The 15,172-nt window shown below is 70.8% G+C and carries 11 protein-coding genes; 2 read left to right on the top strand and 9 right to left on the bottom strand.

Annotated features, from left to right (window positions below; translation table 11 throughout):
• Window position 1 precedes the first annotated feature (1 nt).
• The 4 genes from ACFWP5_RS18635 to ACFWP5_RS18620 form a co-directional block, all read right to left on the bottom strand.
• On the bottom strand, window positions 2-451 hold the full coding sequence (locus ACFWP5_RS18635; protein ID WP_384157129.1) for a cyclic nucleotide-binding domain-containing protein: 450 nt from the start codon (window positions 449-451) through the stop codon (window positions 2-4).
• A gap of 249 nt (window positions 452-700) precedes the next feature.
• Window positions 701-880, bottom strand: a complete 180-nt coding sequence (locus ACFWP5_RS18630; RefSeq protein ID WP_384157127.1) for a hypothetical protein — start codon at window positions 878-880, stop codon at window positions 701-703.
• Between the two features lie 28 nt (window positions 881-908).
• Window positions 909-3,164 (bottom strand): FUSC family protein, encoded by a 2,256-nt coding sequence (locus ACFWP5_RS18625; protein ID WP_384157124.1) that lies wholly within the window; start codon window positions 3,162-3,164, stop codon window positions 909-911.
• Window positions 3,165-3,211: 47 nt separating this feature from the next.
• Entirely contained in the window at window positions 3,212-4,588 is a 1,377-nt protein-coding gene (locus ACFWP5_RS18620) for an NAD(P)/FAD-dependent oxidoreductase (protein ID WP_384157121.1), read from the bottom strand.
• A gap of 249 nt (window positions 4,589-4,837) precedes the next feature.
• On the opposite strand from ACFWP5_RS18620, the gene ACFWP5_RS18615 reads away from it, so the two are divergent.
• The gene (locus ACFWP5_RS18615; RefSeq protein WP_384157118.1) at window positions 4,838-5,662 is read left to right on the top strand and encodes a methyltransferase domain-containing protein; all 825 of its coding nucleotides are present in this window, start codon (window positions 4,838-4,840) and stop codon (window positions 5,660-5,662) included.
• A gap of 15 nt (window positions 5,663-5,677) precedes the next feature.
• Here the strand turns inward: ACFWP5_RS18615 and ACFWP5_RS18610 are convergent, their stop codons facing one another.
• Complete coding sequence (locus ACFWP5_RS18610) at window positions 5,678-7,582, bottom strand: AMP-dependent synthetase/ligase (RefSeq protein WP_384157115.1); 1,905 nt, start codon at window positions 7,580-7,582, stop codon at window positions 5,678-5,680.
• 167 nt (window positions 7,583-7,749) lie between these two features.
• Here ACFWP5_RS18610 and ACFWP5_RS18605 point away from each other — a divergent pair, with 167 nt between their 5' ends.
• Window positions 7,750-9,135 carry an aminotransferase class V-fold PLP-dependent enzyme gene (locus ACFWP5_RS18605; RefSeq protein WP_384157112.1) on the top strand — a complete coding sequence of 462 codons (1,386 nt, stop codon included), beginning with the start codon at window positions 7,750-7,752 and terminating at the stop codon, window positions 9,133-9,135.
• Window positions 9,136-9,243: 108 nt separating this feature from the next.
• Here the strand turns inward: ACFWP5_RS18605 and ACFWP5_RS18600 are convergent, their stop codons facing one another.
• The 4 genes from ACFWP5_RS18600 to ACFWP5_RS18585 all read right to left on the bottom strand — a co-directional run.
• On the bottom strand, window positions 9,244-10,926 hold the full coding sequence (locus ACFWP5_RS18600) for an ATP-binding cassette domain-containing protein (protein WP_384157109.1): 1,683 nt from the start codon (window positions 10,924-10,926) through the stop codon (window positions 9,244-9,246).
• 12 nt (window positions 10,927-10,938) lie between these two features.
• The gene (gene glgB, locus ACFWP5_RS18595) at window positions 10,939-13,134 is read right to left on the bottom strand and encodes a 1,4-alpha-glucan branching enzyme (protein WP_384157106.1); all 2,196 of its coding nucleotides are present in this window, start codon (window positions 13,132-13,134) and stop codon (window positions 10,939-10,941) included.
• A gap of 5 nt (window positions 13,135-13,139) precedes the next feature.
• Entirely contained in the window at window positions 13,140-14,507 is a 1,368-nt protein-coding gene (locus tag ACFWP5_RS18590; protein ID WP_384157103.1) for a maltokinase, read from the bottom strand.
• Between the two features lie 28 nt (window positions 14,508-14,535).
• Window positions 14,536-15,172: alpha-glucosidase C-terminal domain-containing protein (locus ACFWP5_RS18585; RefSeq protein WP_384157100.1), on the bottom strand; the 637-nt coding region annotated here is incomplete at its 5' end.

Raw genomic sequence — 15,172 nt, 5'->3', positions numbered from 1 at the left:
CTCAGACGGGCCGATGGAGCGCGTAGTGCTCCATCAGCTTGCTGCGGGTCATCGCCAGCCGGTGCGCGAGGATCTCCGCGACGATCCGGACCAGGGACAGCCCGAGCAGTGGATCCTCCACACACAGGGCGAGGACGGCCGCCGCGTCGAACTCGTAGGCCCGCACGGCACTGAACGCCTCCGCGCCGAAGTCCCACTTGTACGGCGGGAACAGCCACGACCAGCCGAGCAGGTCGCCCGCGCCGAGGGTGGCCACGGTGACCCGCTGCTGCGGGGTGACCTGCTGGTCGAGCGAGACGGCGCCGGAGCGGACGACCCAGAAGCGGTCGGCCGTGCCGTCCGCCTCGAAGATCCTGGAGTCCTCGGCGAACGAGACCTCCTGCGCGAGCTCCATCAGCCGTTCGCGCTGGGTCTGGGGCAGGGCGGTCAGCAGTTTTATCGCTTGGGTCATGACACAGGGCTCCTCGCCGGCAGCGGATCCGGAATTCTCCCTACGCCCATTTCAGCCTCTGCCGACGTCCCGGGCACCTCGGGGACCGGAATCGGGCATGAAAAAGCCCTGGCTGGACGGGGGAGACCAGCCAGGGCCGTAAGCGGTGGCGCCGGAGGACGGTACGGTCGACTCCGAGACCACGTATGAATGAACCGTAAACCATCCACGGGCATTTCGTACCCAACTCAACCGGTCGCGTGACCGGTTTCACTTCGTGACATGCCGACCGGGGTCCACGATCTCGTCCAGCACCCGCAGGACGACCTCGTAGGCCACCTCCCTCACGGCGTCGCCCTGTTGCGACCACGTGTGCACCTCCTGGGCGGCGAAGGCCCGGGCCCGCTGGATGCGCCGCAACAGTTCGTCCGAATCCACGACATCAGCCATGTCTCTCACCTACCCCGACGTGCGGAGTTCACCGCGCCGGTGCCGCGATCGGTACGTCGAGCGGCCGGGCCAGGCCGACCACGGCCTCGTCGAGGCGCTGCAGATGCCGCAGCACGCGGTCGGTGACCCGCCCGTAGCGCGGGGTCCCGGGCGTCCCGGGCCGCAGCAGGGACGCGATACTCGGCCCGGTCTCGATCTCGCCGACGCCATCCCCGTCCCCGTCGGCGACGTACGCGCCGATCACCCCGATGTTGTGCACGATCCGGCGACCCGCCTCACGCAGCCGGGGATCGGCCGCTATCGACGGATGCGTGGGCAGCAGCTCGGCGGTCGCCGCCAGATACCGCGCGTGATACGCGCAGGTCTCCAGCAGCGCGACGACGTACCGGGCCGTGTCCCGGCGCGCCCGCAACGGCGTGATCGGATGCGTCAGCGGCTGCGTCGAGGCGCTCAGGTCGGCCAGCGCCTGGTCCAAGTCCCGTGCCTTGTCGAGCAGTTCGGCCGCGGCCCCGCCGCTGAGCTGGTCCACGGCGGCCTCGGTGACGTCCGTGAGCCGCTCCAGCACGGTGCCGAGCAGTTCGTTCGTACGGCGGTCCGTGTGCACCGGCAGCACCAGCGCCGCCGCGACCACCCCGCAGACCGCGCCGAGCGCCGTCTCCTCGACCCGCAGCACCAGCACCGACGCGCTGTAGGTGTGCAGCAGCGTGTAGAGCAGGCCCAGCATCGCGGTGACGAAGAACGACATCAGGGTGTACGACAGCGGTGCCGTGTAGAACATCGCGAAGATGAACAGCAGCACCAGCGCGAACGCCGTCCACGTGTGGTGCCCGACAAGGCCCGCGAGACCGATACCGGCCACGACACCCAGGACCGTGCCCAGCAGCCGCCGGTAGCCCTTGACGAGGATCTCGCCGGTGGACGAGGTGTTGAGGAACACGATCCAGCAGGTCAGCACCGCCCAGTACCAGCGCTGACTCGACAGGAACTCGCCGCCGATGATGGCCAGCGACGACCCCACCGCCACCTGCACCGCGGCCCGTGTCGTCGGGCGCCGCAGTCCGGTGCGTTCCGCGTCCTCGGACTCGCTCTCCCCGCTGCCCGCGATGGCGACGTCCTCCGCGTCCAGCTCCTCGCGCGAGCGGGTCGTCGCGGGCGTGTCCTCCGACTCGTCCTGCGGCCCGTCCACGGCGATCCGCAGCCCCAGCACCGCACGCCCGGCCTCCCCGATGCCCCGGAACACGTCCTGGACGGCGTCCGAGGCGGGCGGCAGGTTCTCCTCCTCGCGGTAGCCCAGCAGCCGGTTGCGCACATGGGCCAGCCCGGTGCCCGAGTCCGTGCCCGACGGCCGCAGGACGAGCAGGCGCAGTGCCTCCAGGTCGCGGTGCAGCGTGTCGGTCGTCTCGTCCCGCACCGGCAACCGGTCGCCGGAGGGCACGGGAGCGCCCGGCAGATGCAGGGTGAGCGTGTGGCCCCGCTCGGTGCTGCGCGCGGTCAGCAGCAGGAGCCCGAGCCGTTCGGCGGCGACCTCGGCGTCGGCGATACGGCGCTGCACGAGCCGCGCCACGGTCTCGTCGGAGGTCCCGTCCTCCAGCCGTCCCTGGATCAGCAGTGCCGTCTCGTGCAGTCGCGCGGTGCCCTCGCGTACGTCGTCGAGGGCCTTCTCCATGTCGTCGGGGCCGGCGTCGAGCAACGCGAGCTGCGCGGTCACCAGTTGGGCGAACCGCGCCCGGAACGCCCGCCGCAGCCGGTCCAGCGTCCCCGTGGGCGTCTCCGGCACCAGCGCGAACCGCACCAGCGCACTGCACACGAAGGCCACGCCGATCACGCCGTACAGCCGCGGCAGCGCGGAGACGGTCGCGCCGACGAACAGGGACAGGAAGTAGATCTGGAAGCCGATCAGGCCGAGCGCCGTGCCGCGGTCGCCGAACCGGCGGCTGTAGACCGCGCCGAAGATCAGCAGGACGAAGAAGACGTCACCGGCGACCACCCGCGAGTTCAGCAGCGCGCTCAGCGACACCGAGGCCAGCGCCACCGGCAGACCCAGCGCGAGCGTCACCGCCTGCTGCGCGCGCTGCTTCTCGCGGATGGCGAACGTGGACACCATCGCCGACATCGCCCCGGCCACCAGATGCGGCACCGAGGCCTGAAACAGGGACAGCACGGCCAGCGTGAGCGCGATCGAGCACACCGTCCGCAGCCCGGCCGCCAGCCGCAGCAGTCCGGGATCGGACGCCGCGACGCGATCCCACACCCGTGCCCACGCCGCCCGTCCCGCTGTCCTCACGCCGCCGTACTCTCCCCAGGTTCACACCAAGATCCGTGAGACCGATGCTACGGCTCCTGGGTCCCGGCCCCTTCGACGCGGTCCCGTACCTGCTCCGGCGACAGATACGAGTCGGTGTACTCGAAGTCCTTCAGCGTGGCCGGCTTGCGGGCCTGGAAGCCGGTGCGCACGAAGTCGTCGCCGGCCAGCGCGTTGAGCGTCCAGTTCGTCGCGACGCGGACCTTGGCGACGCCGGTGCGCAGCGCCGACCAGTGATAGCCGCGGGCCACGACCTGGGCGGGAAAACCGCGTAGTTCGATGCCCAGCGGCTTGGACACCGCGTCCTTGCCGCCGAGGTCCACGACGAGCCCGAGGTCCTTGTGCACGTACGGCTTCAGGGGCTGGTTGCGCAGGGTCGCGATCACGTTCTCGGCGACCACCCTGCCCTGCCGCATGGCGTGCTGCGCGGTCGGCGGGCAGATCGCGCCGTCCCCGCCCTTGGCCTCGTCCGGCACCGCGCCGGCGTCACCGAGCGCGAAGACCCCGTCGTGTCCGGGCAGGTTCATGTCGGCGGTGACCGCGAGCCGCCCCCGCACCGTCTCCGCGCCGAGCGTGGCGATCAGCGGGCTGGCGACCACACCGGCCGTCCAGATCAGCGTGCGGGTCGGCACCACCCTGCCGTCGGTGAAGGTGACCTCCTCCGGGCCCGCCTTCGCGATCGAGACGCCCAGGGAGATGTCGATACCGCGCTTGGTCAGGATCTCCTGCGCGCTGCGGCCGAGCTTGTCGCCCAGCTCGGGCATCAGCTTCGGCGCGATGTCGATGAGGTGCCACTTGATCAGACCCGGGTCGATCCGGGGGTAGCGCTTGACCGCGGCGTGCGTCAGCTTCTGCAGACAGGCGGCCGTCTCCGTACCGGCGTAACCACCGCCCACCACCACGAACTGCAGCCGCGACGCCTTCTCCACCGGGTCGTCGCTCGCGTCCGCGAGGTCCAGCTGCGTGATGACGTGGTCGCGGATGTAGGCGGCCTCCGCGAGGGTCTTCATCCCGAAGGCGTGATCGGTCAGCCCGGGGATGTCGAAGGTGCGGGTGATGCTGCCGGGGGCAAGGACGATGTAGTCGTAGGGCTCGTTGACGATCTCGTCGTTGATCGTGCGGATCACACAGACCTTGGCCTTGATGTCCACACCGATCGCGCCGCCCGGGAGGATCCGGGTGCGGTACTTGCTGCTGCGGCGCAACGAGACGGCGATCGACTGCGGGGTCAGGACGCCGGAGGCGACCTGGGGCAGCAGGGGGAGATAGAGCTGGTAGGAGAACGGCGTCACCAGCGTGACGTCGGCTTCCTCCGGGGTCAGTTTCCGTTCCAGGCGGCGAACGCACTCCACTCCTGCGAAGCCTGCGCCAACCACCAGGATCCTCGGTCGTGTCACGGTGTTCATCCCTTCTGCGGCTCCAGGCGGTTTGCCTCGACGCCGTACGCCTGCCCTGGATCGCTGCTTCGCACCACAATCGATCCCACCGTGCCGGGAGCCGTTCCGCCAGCTGAGCGCGGCAGGCAGACGTACGCGTGGAGCACCAGCATGCCCCGCCGACGCCCTCCGTACGCCGCGGACGCGTGAACAAATGGCGTCCCTGAATGACCTTTGACCACCCCGTCGACGATCGCTGTGGACCGTAGAGTGCACGCCATGTCGCACACTCAGCCCGATCCGGGGTCAGGCTTCCGCACCCAGAACATCGACGCCGGCAACGTGACGCGGCTGGTGGCCGCGCTCGACATCCAGGAAGCCAATCCAGGCGTACGACGACTGCGCGCGTGGGCGCACGAGGCACTCGCCCCGGGCAGCGGGGAACACGCCCTCGACGTCGGGGCCGGCACCGGCTCGACGACCCGTGAACTGGCCGCGGCCGTCGGCTCGAACGGGTCGGCGCTCGGCGTCGAACCCAACCCCGGACTGCGCGCGGTCGCCGAGGAACGCGCCGCGGCGGCCGGCAGCCCGGCCCGCTTCACGGACGGCGACGCGCTGTCCCTGCCCGTGCCCGACGCCTCCGTGGACGTCGTCTGGTGCGAACGGGTGCTCCAGCACCTCGCGGAACCGGACAAGGCGGTCGCCGAGATGGCCCGCGTACTGCGCCCCGGCGGGCGCGTGGCCCTCCTCGACACCGACTGGGCGACCACGATCCTGCACCCGGGCGACCCCGAGGTCACGGCCGCGTTCACCTCCGGCGCCCTCACCGGGGCGGCCAACCCCTACTCGGGACGCCGGCTCGTCGGCCAGCTCAGCGCCGGCGGACTCGTCGTCGACGACCGCGGTTCGCAGGCACTGCTCCAGGACCACCGGTCGGTGGCCTGGCCGCTGATCCGCATGCTCGGCGAGTCCGCGGTGCGCCGCGGCGCGCTGACCGAGGACCAGCGCGACCGCGCCTACGCCGACCTCGCCGAGGCCGCCGAGCGGGGCGCGCTGCACATGTCCGTGACGATGTTCGCCGTCGTCGCCCACCGCCCGGAGTGACCCCCGGCCGGTGACCTAGCGGAACACGTTGTCCGCGTCGTCCCAGCCCGCGAGTTGTTCCTCCGCCGACTGCTGCGGGGCACGCGCGCGTGCCTGGTACATCGCGTCGATCTCGAACGCGTAGTGCCGCACGATCGCGTCCCTGCGCAGCTTCATCGACGGCGTCAGCATCCCGTTGACGACGTCGAACGGCTGCGGGAGCACCCGGAACACCCGGATCGACTCGGCGCGCCCCACAGGGCTGTTGGCGGCGGCCACGGCCCGCGTGATCTCCTCCCGCAGCGCGTTCTCCTCCCGCGCCTCCCGGCCCCGCGCGTCGCTCTGCAGCGCCAGCCCGGCCCGCCAGTGCGCCACGAACTCCGGGTCCAGGGTGAGCAGCGCCCCCACACAGGGACGGTCGTCGCCGACGACCACCGCCTGATGGATCAGCGGATGCATCCGCAGCCGGTTCTCCAGCGCGGCCGGCGCGACGCTCTTGCCGCTGCTGGTGATGATGATGTCCTTCTTGCGGCCGGTGATCGTCAGATACCCCTCGGTGTCCAGCCGCCCGATGTCCCCGGTGGCCAGCCAGCCCGCGTGCACCGCGGCCCGGGTCGCCCGGTCGTCGTGGATGTAGCCCTGGAACACCGACGGCCCGTGCACGAGGATCTCCCCGTCCTCCGCGACCCGGATCTCCGTGCCCGGCAGCGCCTGCCCCACCGTACCGATCTTCTCCCGGCCCAGCGGCTGCATCGTGACACCGCCGGCCGTCTCCGTCAGCCCGTAGCCGTCGTGCACGAAGATGCCGATACCCGAGTAGAACAAGGAGAGTTCACGGTTCAGGGGAGAGCCGCCCGACGTCGCACGGACCACCCGGCCACCGAGCCCCGAACGCAGCTTGCGGTACACCGTCCGCTCGAACACGGCGTGTTGGAGCCGAAGATCGAAACCGGGGCCCGAACCCCGGCCGAGTCTCTGCCGCTCCTCGGCCGCCGCGAAGTCCCGCGCGGTCGCGGCGGCCCGCTCGAACAGGGCGCCGCGGCCCGTCTGTTGGGCCGTACGGAGAAAGTTCTTGTAGATCTTCTCGAAGACGGACGGCACGGCGTACAGGTACGTGGGCCGGAAGGACCGCAGCGCCGACACCAGCGCCGCTTCGGTCATCTCCGGCTCGTGGGCCATCACCCAGCCGCCGCGCATGCACAGCCCCTGGATCATCAGCCCGTACACGTGCGAGAAGGGCAGGAAGGCCAGCACGGCCGGCTGCTCCCCGGGGGGCGCCGCCGTGTGCGACCAGCCCGCGAGCAGCGTGTCGCAAGGGCTGGCGAGACTGCGGTGGCTCAGCGCGCAGCCCATGGGGCGGCCCGAGGTGCCCGAGGTGTAGGCGACGACCGCGGTCGAGTCCGGCATCACGATCCGGCGCAGCGAGTCCACCGTGGTCTGCGGTATGTACGTGCCCCGCTCCACGAGTTGGGCCAGCGCCCCGGAGTCCAGCTGCCAGACGTGCCGCAGCAGCGGCAGCGCGGCACACACCGTGCCGACCGTCATGATGCCCTGCTCGTCCTCCACGACCACGGCCACACAGCCGGCGTCCCGCAGCATCCACTCGACCTGGTCGCGCGAGGACGTCGGATGTACCGGCACGACCTCGGCACCGACCGCCCACAGGGCGTGGCTGAGCACGGTCCACTCGTACCGGGTGCGGGCCATGATCGCGACCCGGCTGCCCGGTGAGATCCCGGAGGCGATCAACCCCTTTGCCACGTCGACGACTTCGTCCCGCAGCTCTACGGCCGTCACCTCCTCCCACAACGTGGAGGACGGGTCCGGCTTGCGTGCGATCAGCGGAAGGGTGGGATTGAGGACCGCGGTCTCGAAGATGCTGTCGGCGAGGCCGCCGTTGAGGGTGGAGGTGGGGGGTGGAGCGACGGCGAAGTCGCGCATGCGCTGCTCCTGGGTTGTACGGGGCGTGACTCTGCCGATCATTGCTGTTATCGACGGTGCTCGAATGTAGCCCAGGTGTGAGCGTTTGGTGAGGGGAACCGGGAAGTGCCCTTGCGGAGTTTGATGGTTGAGTGGGACCGATCTGACAAAGCGGGGGGTACGAGTACATGAGCGCGGTGGATCTCGGCGAGTTGAGGGCGCACGACTTCGGTTACCTGGACGCCGAAGGACACACGTATCTCGACTACACGGGCGCGGGACTCGCCCCGACCTCTCTGGTCCGGGCCAGCGCCGAGCGCATAACCGGAAGCGTCTTCGGCAATCCCCACTCGGAGAGCCCCGCCTCCCGCGCCTCGGGCGACCTGCTCACCCACGCCCGCGCCGCGGTGCTCCGGCACTTCCACGCGGACCCGGCCGAGTACACGGTGGTGTTCACCGCGAACGCGACGGCCGCGCTGCGCCTGGTCGGCGAGTCGTACCCGTTCGCCCCCGGCAGCCGGCTCGTGATGCTCCTCGACAACCACAACTCCGTGAACGGACTACGGGAGTACGCGCGGGCCGGCGGCGCGAAAACCGAGTATGTCCCGGTCCACGGCCGGGAGTTGGCGATCGACGAGGAGCGACTGCGCACCGCGCTCACCGCCCGCAGGCGCCGACGCGGACTCCTCGCCTACCCGGCGCAGAGCAACTTCACCGGCGTACGGCACTCCCTGGACTGGATCGCCACAGCCCACGAACACGGCTACGACGTCCTGTTGGACGCCGCCGCGTTCGTGCCGACCAACCCCCTCGACCTGTCCCGGTACCACCCGGACTTCACCGTGGTCAGCTGGTACAAGGTGTTCGGCTACCCCACCGGCATAGGCAGCCTGATCGTCCGCCGCGAGGCCCTCGCCCGGCTGCGCCGCCCCTGGTTCTCCGGCGGCACCATCTACGCCGCGAGCGCCCAGGCACAGTGGCACGTCCTCGCCGACGGCGAGGCGGCCTTCGAGGACGGCACCGTCAACTTCCTCTCCATACCCGACATCACGGCCGGCCTGGAGTGGATCGACACCATCGGCATGGACCGGGTCCACGACCACGTGGCCCGACTGACCGGCCAACTCCTCGCGGGCGTCGCCCAGTTACGGCACGGCGACGGCTCCCCGATGACGCGGGTCTACGGCCCGACCGACAGCGGACCCGCACGCGGAGGCACCGTCGCGCTCAACCTCCTCGGCGCGGACGGCCGGGTGATCGACGAACGGGTCGTCTCCCAGGACAGCGCCGAGCGCCGCATATCGCTCCGCTTCGGCTGCTTCTGCAACCCGGGCGCGGGGGAAGCCGCGTTCGCCCTGCCGCTACGCAGCCTGCGCTCGGCGGCCCGCAAACCCCTGGGCTCTCTGGAGGAGTACCTGGACGTGCTGGGGCTGCCGTCCGCCGGCGCGGTCCGGGTCTCGGTCGGTGTCTCCTCACAACCCAAAGACGTGGAAACGTTTCTGGAGTTCGTCGCGGACACCTACCGGGACCGCGTACCAACGGTGGCCGGCCTCGCGGACCGGGCGGGCTGCTGAGCGGCGTGACGACGTGACGGCGTGATGGCTGGGAGGCGGAGCGGCACGGCGGGACGGCGGGACGGTAGCCTGCCGGGTCGCCGGGACCGGCAGGACGGCCGGCGCGTCTCACCGCCCGGAGCGCGCCGCAGCCACCCCCTGACGGCACTTGCGTACCAGCACCGCCCAAGTCGCCGCCAGGAACAGCACGGTGAAGCCCGCCAGGATCAGCCAGCCGCGTCCGGCCGGATGCGCGAACGAGTCGCCGTACGAGCGCAACAGTGGTGGTCCCGCAGGGGAGTTGCCGTCGCGCCACAGGCTCTCCAGGCCGATCGCGCTGCCCAGTGCCTCGAACGCCCAGCGGTTGGTCATCGCCCAACTGATCGCCTCCCCGGCCGATGCCATCCTCGGCACCGGCACGAACGCCCCCGAGAACAGCACCTGGGGGAAGCAGAGCAGCGGCAGCATCAGGGTCGCCTGCCCGGGGTCCGTGACCGCCGCCGAGGTGAGCAGCCCGAGGGCGAGCGCGGCGGCCGAGGCCAGCACACTGGTGAGGAACAGCGAGGCGTACGTGTCCCAGCCCGCCGCCGGCAACCGGTCCAGCGCGCGCAGCACCGCCAGCAGCAGCGCGTCCGCCGCGGCCAGCACCGGCAGGACGGTGGTCAACTTCGAGGCGACATACGGTCCGATCCGTACCCCGGCCAGCCACTCGCGGCGCAGCACCGCCAACTCCGTGCAGATCTGCAGCAGTCCGTACGTCAGCCCGAAGAAGAACGCCCCGAACGCGATCCAGAACATGATCATCGCCGTGGACCCCGGATCGGGCGCTGCCCGATCGAACGCACCCGCCCGAAACAACACCGCGAACATCGCCACGATCATCACCGGCGACCCCACGAACACGGCGACCGACAGCCGGTTGTGCACCAACAACGCCGTCGTACGACGGGTCAGCAGCGCCCACTGGCGTACGGCGCCGACGCGCGGCGGACGGTGCGCGACAGGCGCCGGGACCCGCTCCGCGCGCGGCACCGGGGCGGTCCGCTCGGCGCGCTTCCCTTCCGCCACCGCCGCGTACACGTCCTCCGCCGTCTGTGCCCCGAACGCTCCGAGCAGCGCGTCCGGCGCCCCCACGAACGCGACCGCCCCGCCCGGCGACAGGAACACGACCTGGTCGCAGCGCGGCAGATCGGCCAGCACGTGGGTGGTGAGGACGACGGTGGTGCCGGTCTCGGCCAGGCTCCGCAGGGTGGCCAGCAGGGCGGCGCCCGTCACCGGATCGAGCCCGGACGTGGGCTCGTCGAGGAAGAGCACTCGGGGCCGGGTCAGCAACTCGGCGGCGATGCACGCCCGTTTGCGCTCCCCGCCGCTCAGCGCCCGCACCGGCGTGTCGGCACACTGGGCCAGACCGAGGGCGTCGAGGACCTCTGACACCCGCGCCGACACCGTCTCGCCCGGCATTCGCAGCCGTCCCGCGTACTCCAGCGTGCGCCGCAACGGCAGCTCACGGTGGATCACGTCCTCCTGCGGCACGAACCCGAACTCCGGTCCCGGCGGCCCCGGTTGGGCGCCGTCGTGCAGTACGTCCCCCGAGGTCGGGCTCTGGAGCCCCGCGAGGGTCTGCAACAGCACCGTCTTGCCCGCGCCGCTGCTCCCCGCGATGACCATCAGCCGCCCGGCCTCGACCTCGAACGACACGTCGTCCAACACCCGCCCGGCGCCCCGCACTTCCTGTGTGACGTCCCGCAACGTCAGGTGCAGGCCGTCGATTTGAGGTGCGGTGGTCGTGTCAGGGCGTATGGGCGTAGACATACGAGCAGGATGTCACCCCGGTGTCAGCCACACTGTCGAGAGGGGCGGGAGCGTGAGCCGGATGTGGCCGTCTTCGGGTTTGATCGGGTCGGGGTTCCTGACATCGCCTCCGCCGTAGACCGCGGCGTCCGTGTTGAGGGTTTCCCGCCAGGCGGGGATCTCGTCGGAGACACCGAGACGGTAGTCATGGCGCACGACTGGGGAGAAGTTGCTGACGGCGAGGAGAGGGGAGCCCTCCGCGTCGAACCTCAAGAACGCGAAGACGTTGTCCTCGGCCGCGTCGCCAACCACCCATCGGAAGCCGCCGGGGTCGGTGTCGCGCTGCCAGAGGGCGGGGGTCGCGCGGTAGGCCGTGTTGAGGTCGCGGACGAGGTCCTGGATGCGCTGGTGGTCGGGCGCGGCGTCGTAGGCCGGGTCGACGAGCCACCAGTCGGGGCCGTGGGATTCGGACCACTCGGCGCCCTGGGCGAACTCCTGGCCCATGAAGAGGAGTTGTTTGCCGGGGTGGGCCCACATGAATCCCAGATACGCGCGGTGGTCGGCGCGTTGCTGCCACCAGTCGCCCGGCATCTTCGACACCAACGCCTGTTTCCCGTGGACGACTTCGTCGTGGGAGATCGGCAGGACGTAGTTCTCGCTGTAGGCGTACACCATGGAGAAGGTCATCTCGTGGTGGTGGAACTTGCGGTGGACGGGCTCGTGCGACATGTAGTCGAGCGAGTCGTGCATCCAGCCCATGTTCCACTTGAAGCCGAAGCCCAGCCCGCCGGTGTCGGTCGGCCGGGTCACGCCGTCCCAGGCGGTGGACTCCTCGGCGATCGTCACGACTCCGGGCACCCTGCGGTACACGGTCGCGTTCATCTCCTGGAGGAAGGCCATCGCGTCCAGGTCCTCGCGCCCGCCATGGACGTTCGGGGTCCACTGGCCCGAGTCGCGTGAGTAGTCGAGGTAGAGCATCGAGGCGACGGCGTCCACGCGCAGGCCGTCGATGTGGAACTCCTGGCACCAGTAGACGGCGTTCGCCACAAGGAAGTTGCGTACCTCGGTCCGCCCGAGGTCGAACTCGTACGTCCCCCAGTCCGGATGCTCGGCGCGCCGCGTGTCCCCGGGCTCGTACAGCGGCTCCCCGTCGAACCGGGCCAACGCCCAGTCGTCCTTGGGGAAGTGCGCCGGAACCCAGTCCATGATCACGCCGACACCGGCCTGGTGGAACGCGTCGACCAGGAACTTGAAGTCGTCCGGCGTGCCCAGGCGGGAGGTCGGTGCGTAGAACCCGGTGACCTGGTAACCCCAGGAACCGCCGAAGGGGTGCTCCGCGACCGGCATGAACTCGACGTGGGTGAAGCCCAGTTCGTTCACGTAGGCGGGGAGCTCGGCGGCGAGCTGACGGTACGTCAAGCCCGGTCGCCAGGAGGCGAGGTGGACCTCATAGACCGAGAAGGGCGCCTCGTGGACCGGGGCTTCCGTCCGCCGTGCGAGCCAGTCCTCGTCGCCCCACTCGTAGTGCGAGGCCGTCACGATGGACGCCGTGGCGGGCGGCACCTCCGTACGGCGGGCCATCGGGTCGGCCTTGAGGAAGCGCTCACCGTACCGGGAGGTGATCTCGAACTTGTAGCGGGCATCCTCGCCCACACCCGGCAGGAACAGCTCCCACACGCCCGACGAGCCGAGCGACCGCATCGGGAAGGCCGTACCGTCCCAGGAGCTGAAGTCCCCGGCGACGCGCACCCCTTGGGCGTTCGGCGCCCACACGGTGAAGCGGGTGCCGGCCACCCCGCCGTGCGTCATCGGCTCCGCGCCGAGCGCCTTCCACAACTCCTCGTGCCGCCCCTCCTTGATGAGGTGCAGGTCGAGTTCACCGAGGGCGGGGAGGAAGCCGTACGGGTCGTGGACCTCGTGCTCGTCACCCTCGGTGTACGACACCAGCAGCGTGTACGCAGGGAGCGCGTCGAGCGGGAGTACGGCGGAGAAGAGGCCGCCGCCCTCCGAGGTGAGCGGGCTGCGCGTTCCGTCGGTCACGACGCTCACGGCACGGGCGTACGGACGCAGCGCCCGGAAGACGATCCCGCCCGGCACCGGATGCGCGCCGAGCAGCGCGTGCGGGTCGTGGTGGGCGCCCGCGAGCAGGCGGTCGCGGTCGGCCGGGTCCAGGGGAGCGGTCGTGGACGGACCACCCGCCTCCTGAGGTGAAGTGTCGCGCAGGGCCACGGAGTTCAGCCTCCTCGGACGGCGAGACGCTCGATCGCCGCCATGGGTACGGGAAGCCAGTCCGGACGGTGTCTGGCCTCGTACAGCACTTCATACACAGCGCGGTCAGTCTCGTACGCGCGCAGCAGGGCGTGCTTGGTGCGGGGGTCCCAGCCCGCCCGGGCCGCATAGCCCGCGCAGTAGGCCTCCCGGCAGCGGCGCGCCCACTCCGGGCGCCAGGGGCGGCGCTGCCGGGCCGCGTAGTCGAAGGAACGCAGCATGCCGGCGATGTCCCGCACCGGGGACTGCGCGGAGCGCCGCTCGGCCAGCGGCTTGGACGGCTCGCCCTCGAAGTCGATGACGAACCAGTCGCGGCCGGCCCGCAGCACCTGACCGAGATGCAGATCGCCGTGGATGCGTTGGGCGGGCGGCCCGGCATCGCGGCCGATGAGCGCGCCGAACGCGGTCCGCAGCCCCGGTACGAACGGGCGCAGCGCGGGCACGGAGTGTGCGGCGGCCTCCAGACGCTCGGTCATCGCCGCCGCCGTACGCTCGTTCTCGGCGGCGGGTTGGCTGCCGGACGGAAAGGCCGCGGCCAGCGCGAGATGGACATCGGCGGTGGCCTGCCCCAACTCGTGGGCCTCGGTGGTGAATGCGTCACCGTCGGCGAGTGCGCGCAGCGCGAGCGCCCAGCCGTCGGAGGCGTCCGGCAGGAACGGCTGGAGCACACCGAGCGTCGCGGCCCGCGGCTCAGCCGTCCGGAACCACGCGACCGGCGCCGGGACCCGCTTGCAACCCTGCGCGGCCAGCGCGCCCGGCAGCTCCAGGTCCGGGTTGACGCCGGGCTGGATGCGCCGGAACACCTTCAGAATGAACCGATCGCCGTACACCAGTGAGGAGTTGGACTGCTCGGCGCCCAGCAGCCGAGGCGCGAGTCCGGCGGGCACGGATGTCGACGGGTCCGCCTCGAAGTGCAGGGGACCCGTCGTACCGGGATGCCGCAACCGCTCCAGCAACAGCTCCGCCGACCGCGGGTCCTGCAACGCGTCGTACACCGCGAGACCGGCCAACGGACCTTCCTGCACACGGCCGATGAAGGCCCGGGCGAGGCGCGGTGAGACGTGTTCCCGTACGCCGAGCAGGAGTTGGTAGCAGTCGCCGGGTGGGGGAGTGCCGCCCGGTGCGGGAACCCCGTTGTGGGAGGCGTGGACCAGCAAGTGAAGGCAGCCCGGGAAGAGTTCTGTCGTGGACAGCACGTCGAGGTCGGCCACCGGCCGGTCCTTGCCGGCGAACCAGCGCTGCCCGGGCAGCCATTCGCGCAGCAGCCCGGCGAGCGTGGCCGGAGGCCTGTCGACGCCGGGGCTGCTCAGTCGGAGGGGTGCGGTCTTCGACATGGTGACGCGTCCTTTCGCCGGCACATCCTCAAAGTCGTCGGCCGATGCGGGAAGCGGCTCGCGAGAGCCTGAACCAGTAGAAGCCGTGCCCCGCGAGCGTCAGCAGATACGGCAGTTCACCGATGGCGGGGAAACGCACCCCGCCGATCAGCTCCACGGGATGCAGGCCGTCGAACTCCCGCAGATCGAGCATGGTGGGCTGCGCGAACCGCGAGAAGTTGTGCACGCACAGGACGAGGTCGTCCTCGTACTCGCGCAGGAACGCGATCACCGCCGGGTTCGACGACTGGAGCTCCGTGTACGAGCCGAGCCCGAACGCCGGGTTCTGCTTGCGGATCTCGATCATGCGGCGGGTCCAGTGCAGCAGCGAGGAGGGCGACGACATCGACGCCTCGACGTTGGTGACTTGATAGCCGTAGACGGGGTCCATGGTGGCCGGCAGGAAGAGCCGGCCGGGGTCGCAGGAGGAGAAGCCCGCGTTCCGGTCGGGTGTCCACTGCATCGGGGTGCGGACGGCGTCGCGGTCGCCGAGCCAGATGTTGTCGCCCATGCCGATCTCGTCGCCGTAGTAGAGGATCGGTGAGCCGGGGAGGGAGAGGAGCAGGGCTGTGAACAGCTCGATCTGGTTGCGGTCGTTGTCCAGCAGGGGGGCCAGCCCCCGTCGG

Origin of the sequence: Streptomyces sp. NPDC058469, from assembly GCF_042721125.1 — a bacterium.
Classification (GTDB): Bacteria; Actinomycetota; Actinomycetes; order Streptomycetales; family Streptomycetaceae; genus Streptomyces.
Note: the sequence above shows the minus strand (reverse complement) of the source record. Positions and strands in the feature narration are given on the sequence as shown.

Coding starts and splice junctions, on each gene's coding strand:
- ACFWP5_RS18635 (WP_384157129.1), bottom strand. CDS start 451: ATGACCCAAGCGATAAAACTGCTGACCGCCCTGCCCCAGACCCAGCGC.
- ACFWP5_RS18630 (WP_384157127.1), bottom strand. CDS start 880: ATGGCTGATGTCGTGGATTCGGACGAACTGTTGCGGCGCATCCAGCGG.
- ACFWP5_RS18620 (WP_384157121.1), bottom strand. CDS start 4,588: ATGAACACCGTGACACGACCGAGGATCCTGGTGGTTGGCGCAGGCTTC.
- ACFWP5_RS18615 (WP_384157118.1), top strand. CDS start 4,838: ATGTCGCACACTCAGCCCGATCCGGGGTCAGGCTTCCGCACCCAGAAC.
- ACFWP5_RS18610 (WP_384157115.1), bottom strand. CDS start 7,582: ATGCGCGACTTCGCCGTCGCTCCACCCCCCACCTCCACCCTCAACGGC.
- ACFWP5_RS18605 (WP_384157112.1), top strand. CDS start 7,750: ATGAGCGCGGTGGATCTCGGCGAGTTGAGGGCGCACGACTTCGGTTAC.
- ACFWP5_RS18600 (WP_384157109.1), bottom strand. CDS start 10,926: ATGTCTACGCCCATACGCCCTGACACGACCACCGCACCTCAAATCGAC.
- ACFWP5_RS18590 (WP_384157103.1), bottom strand. CDS start 14,507: ATGTCGAAGACCGCACCCCTCCGACTGAGCAGCCCCGGCGTCGACAGG.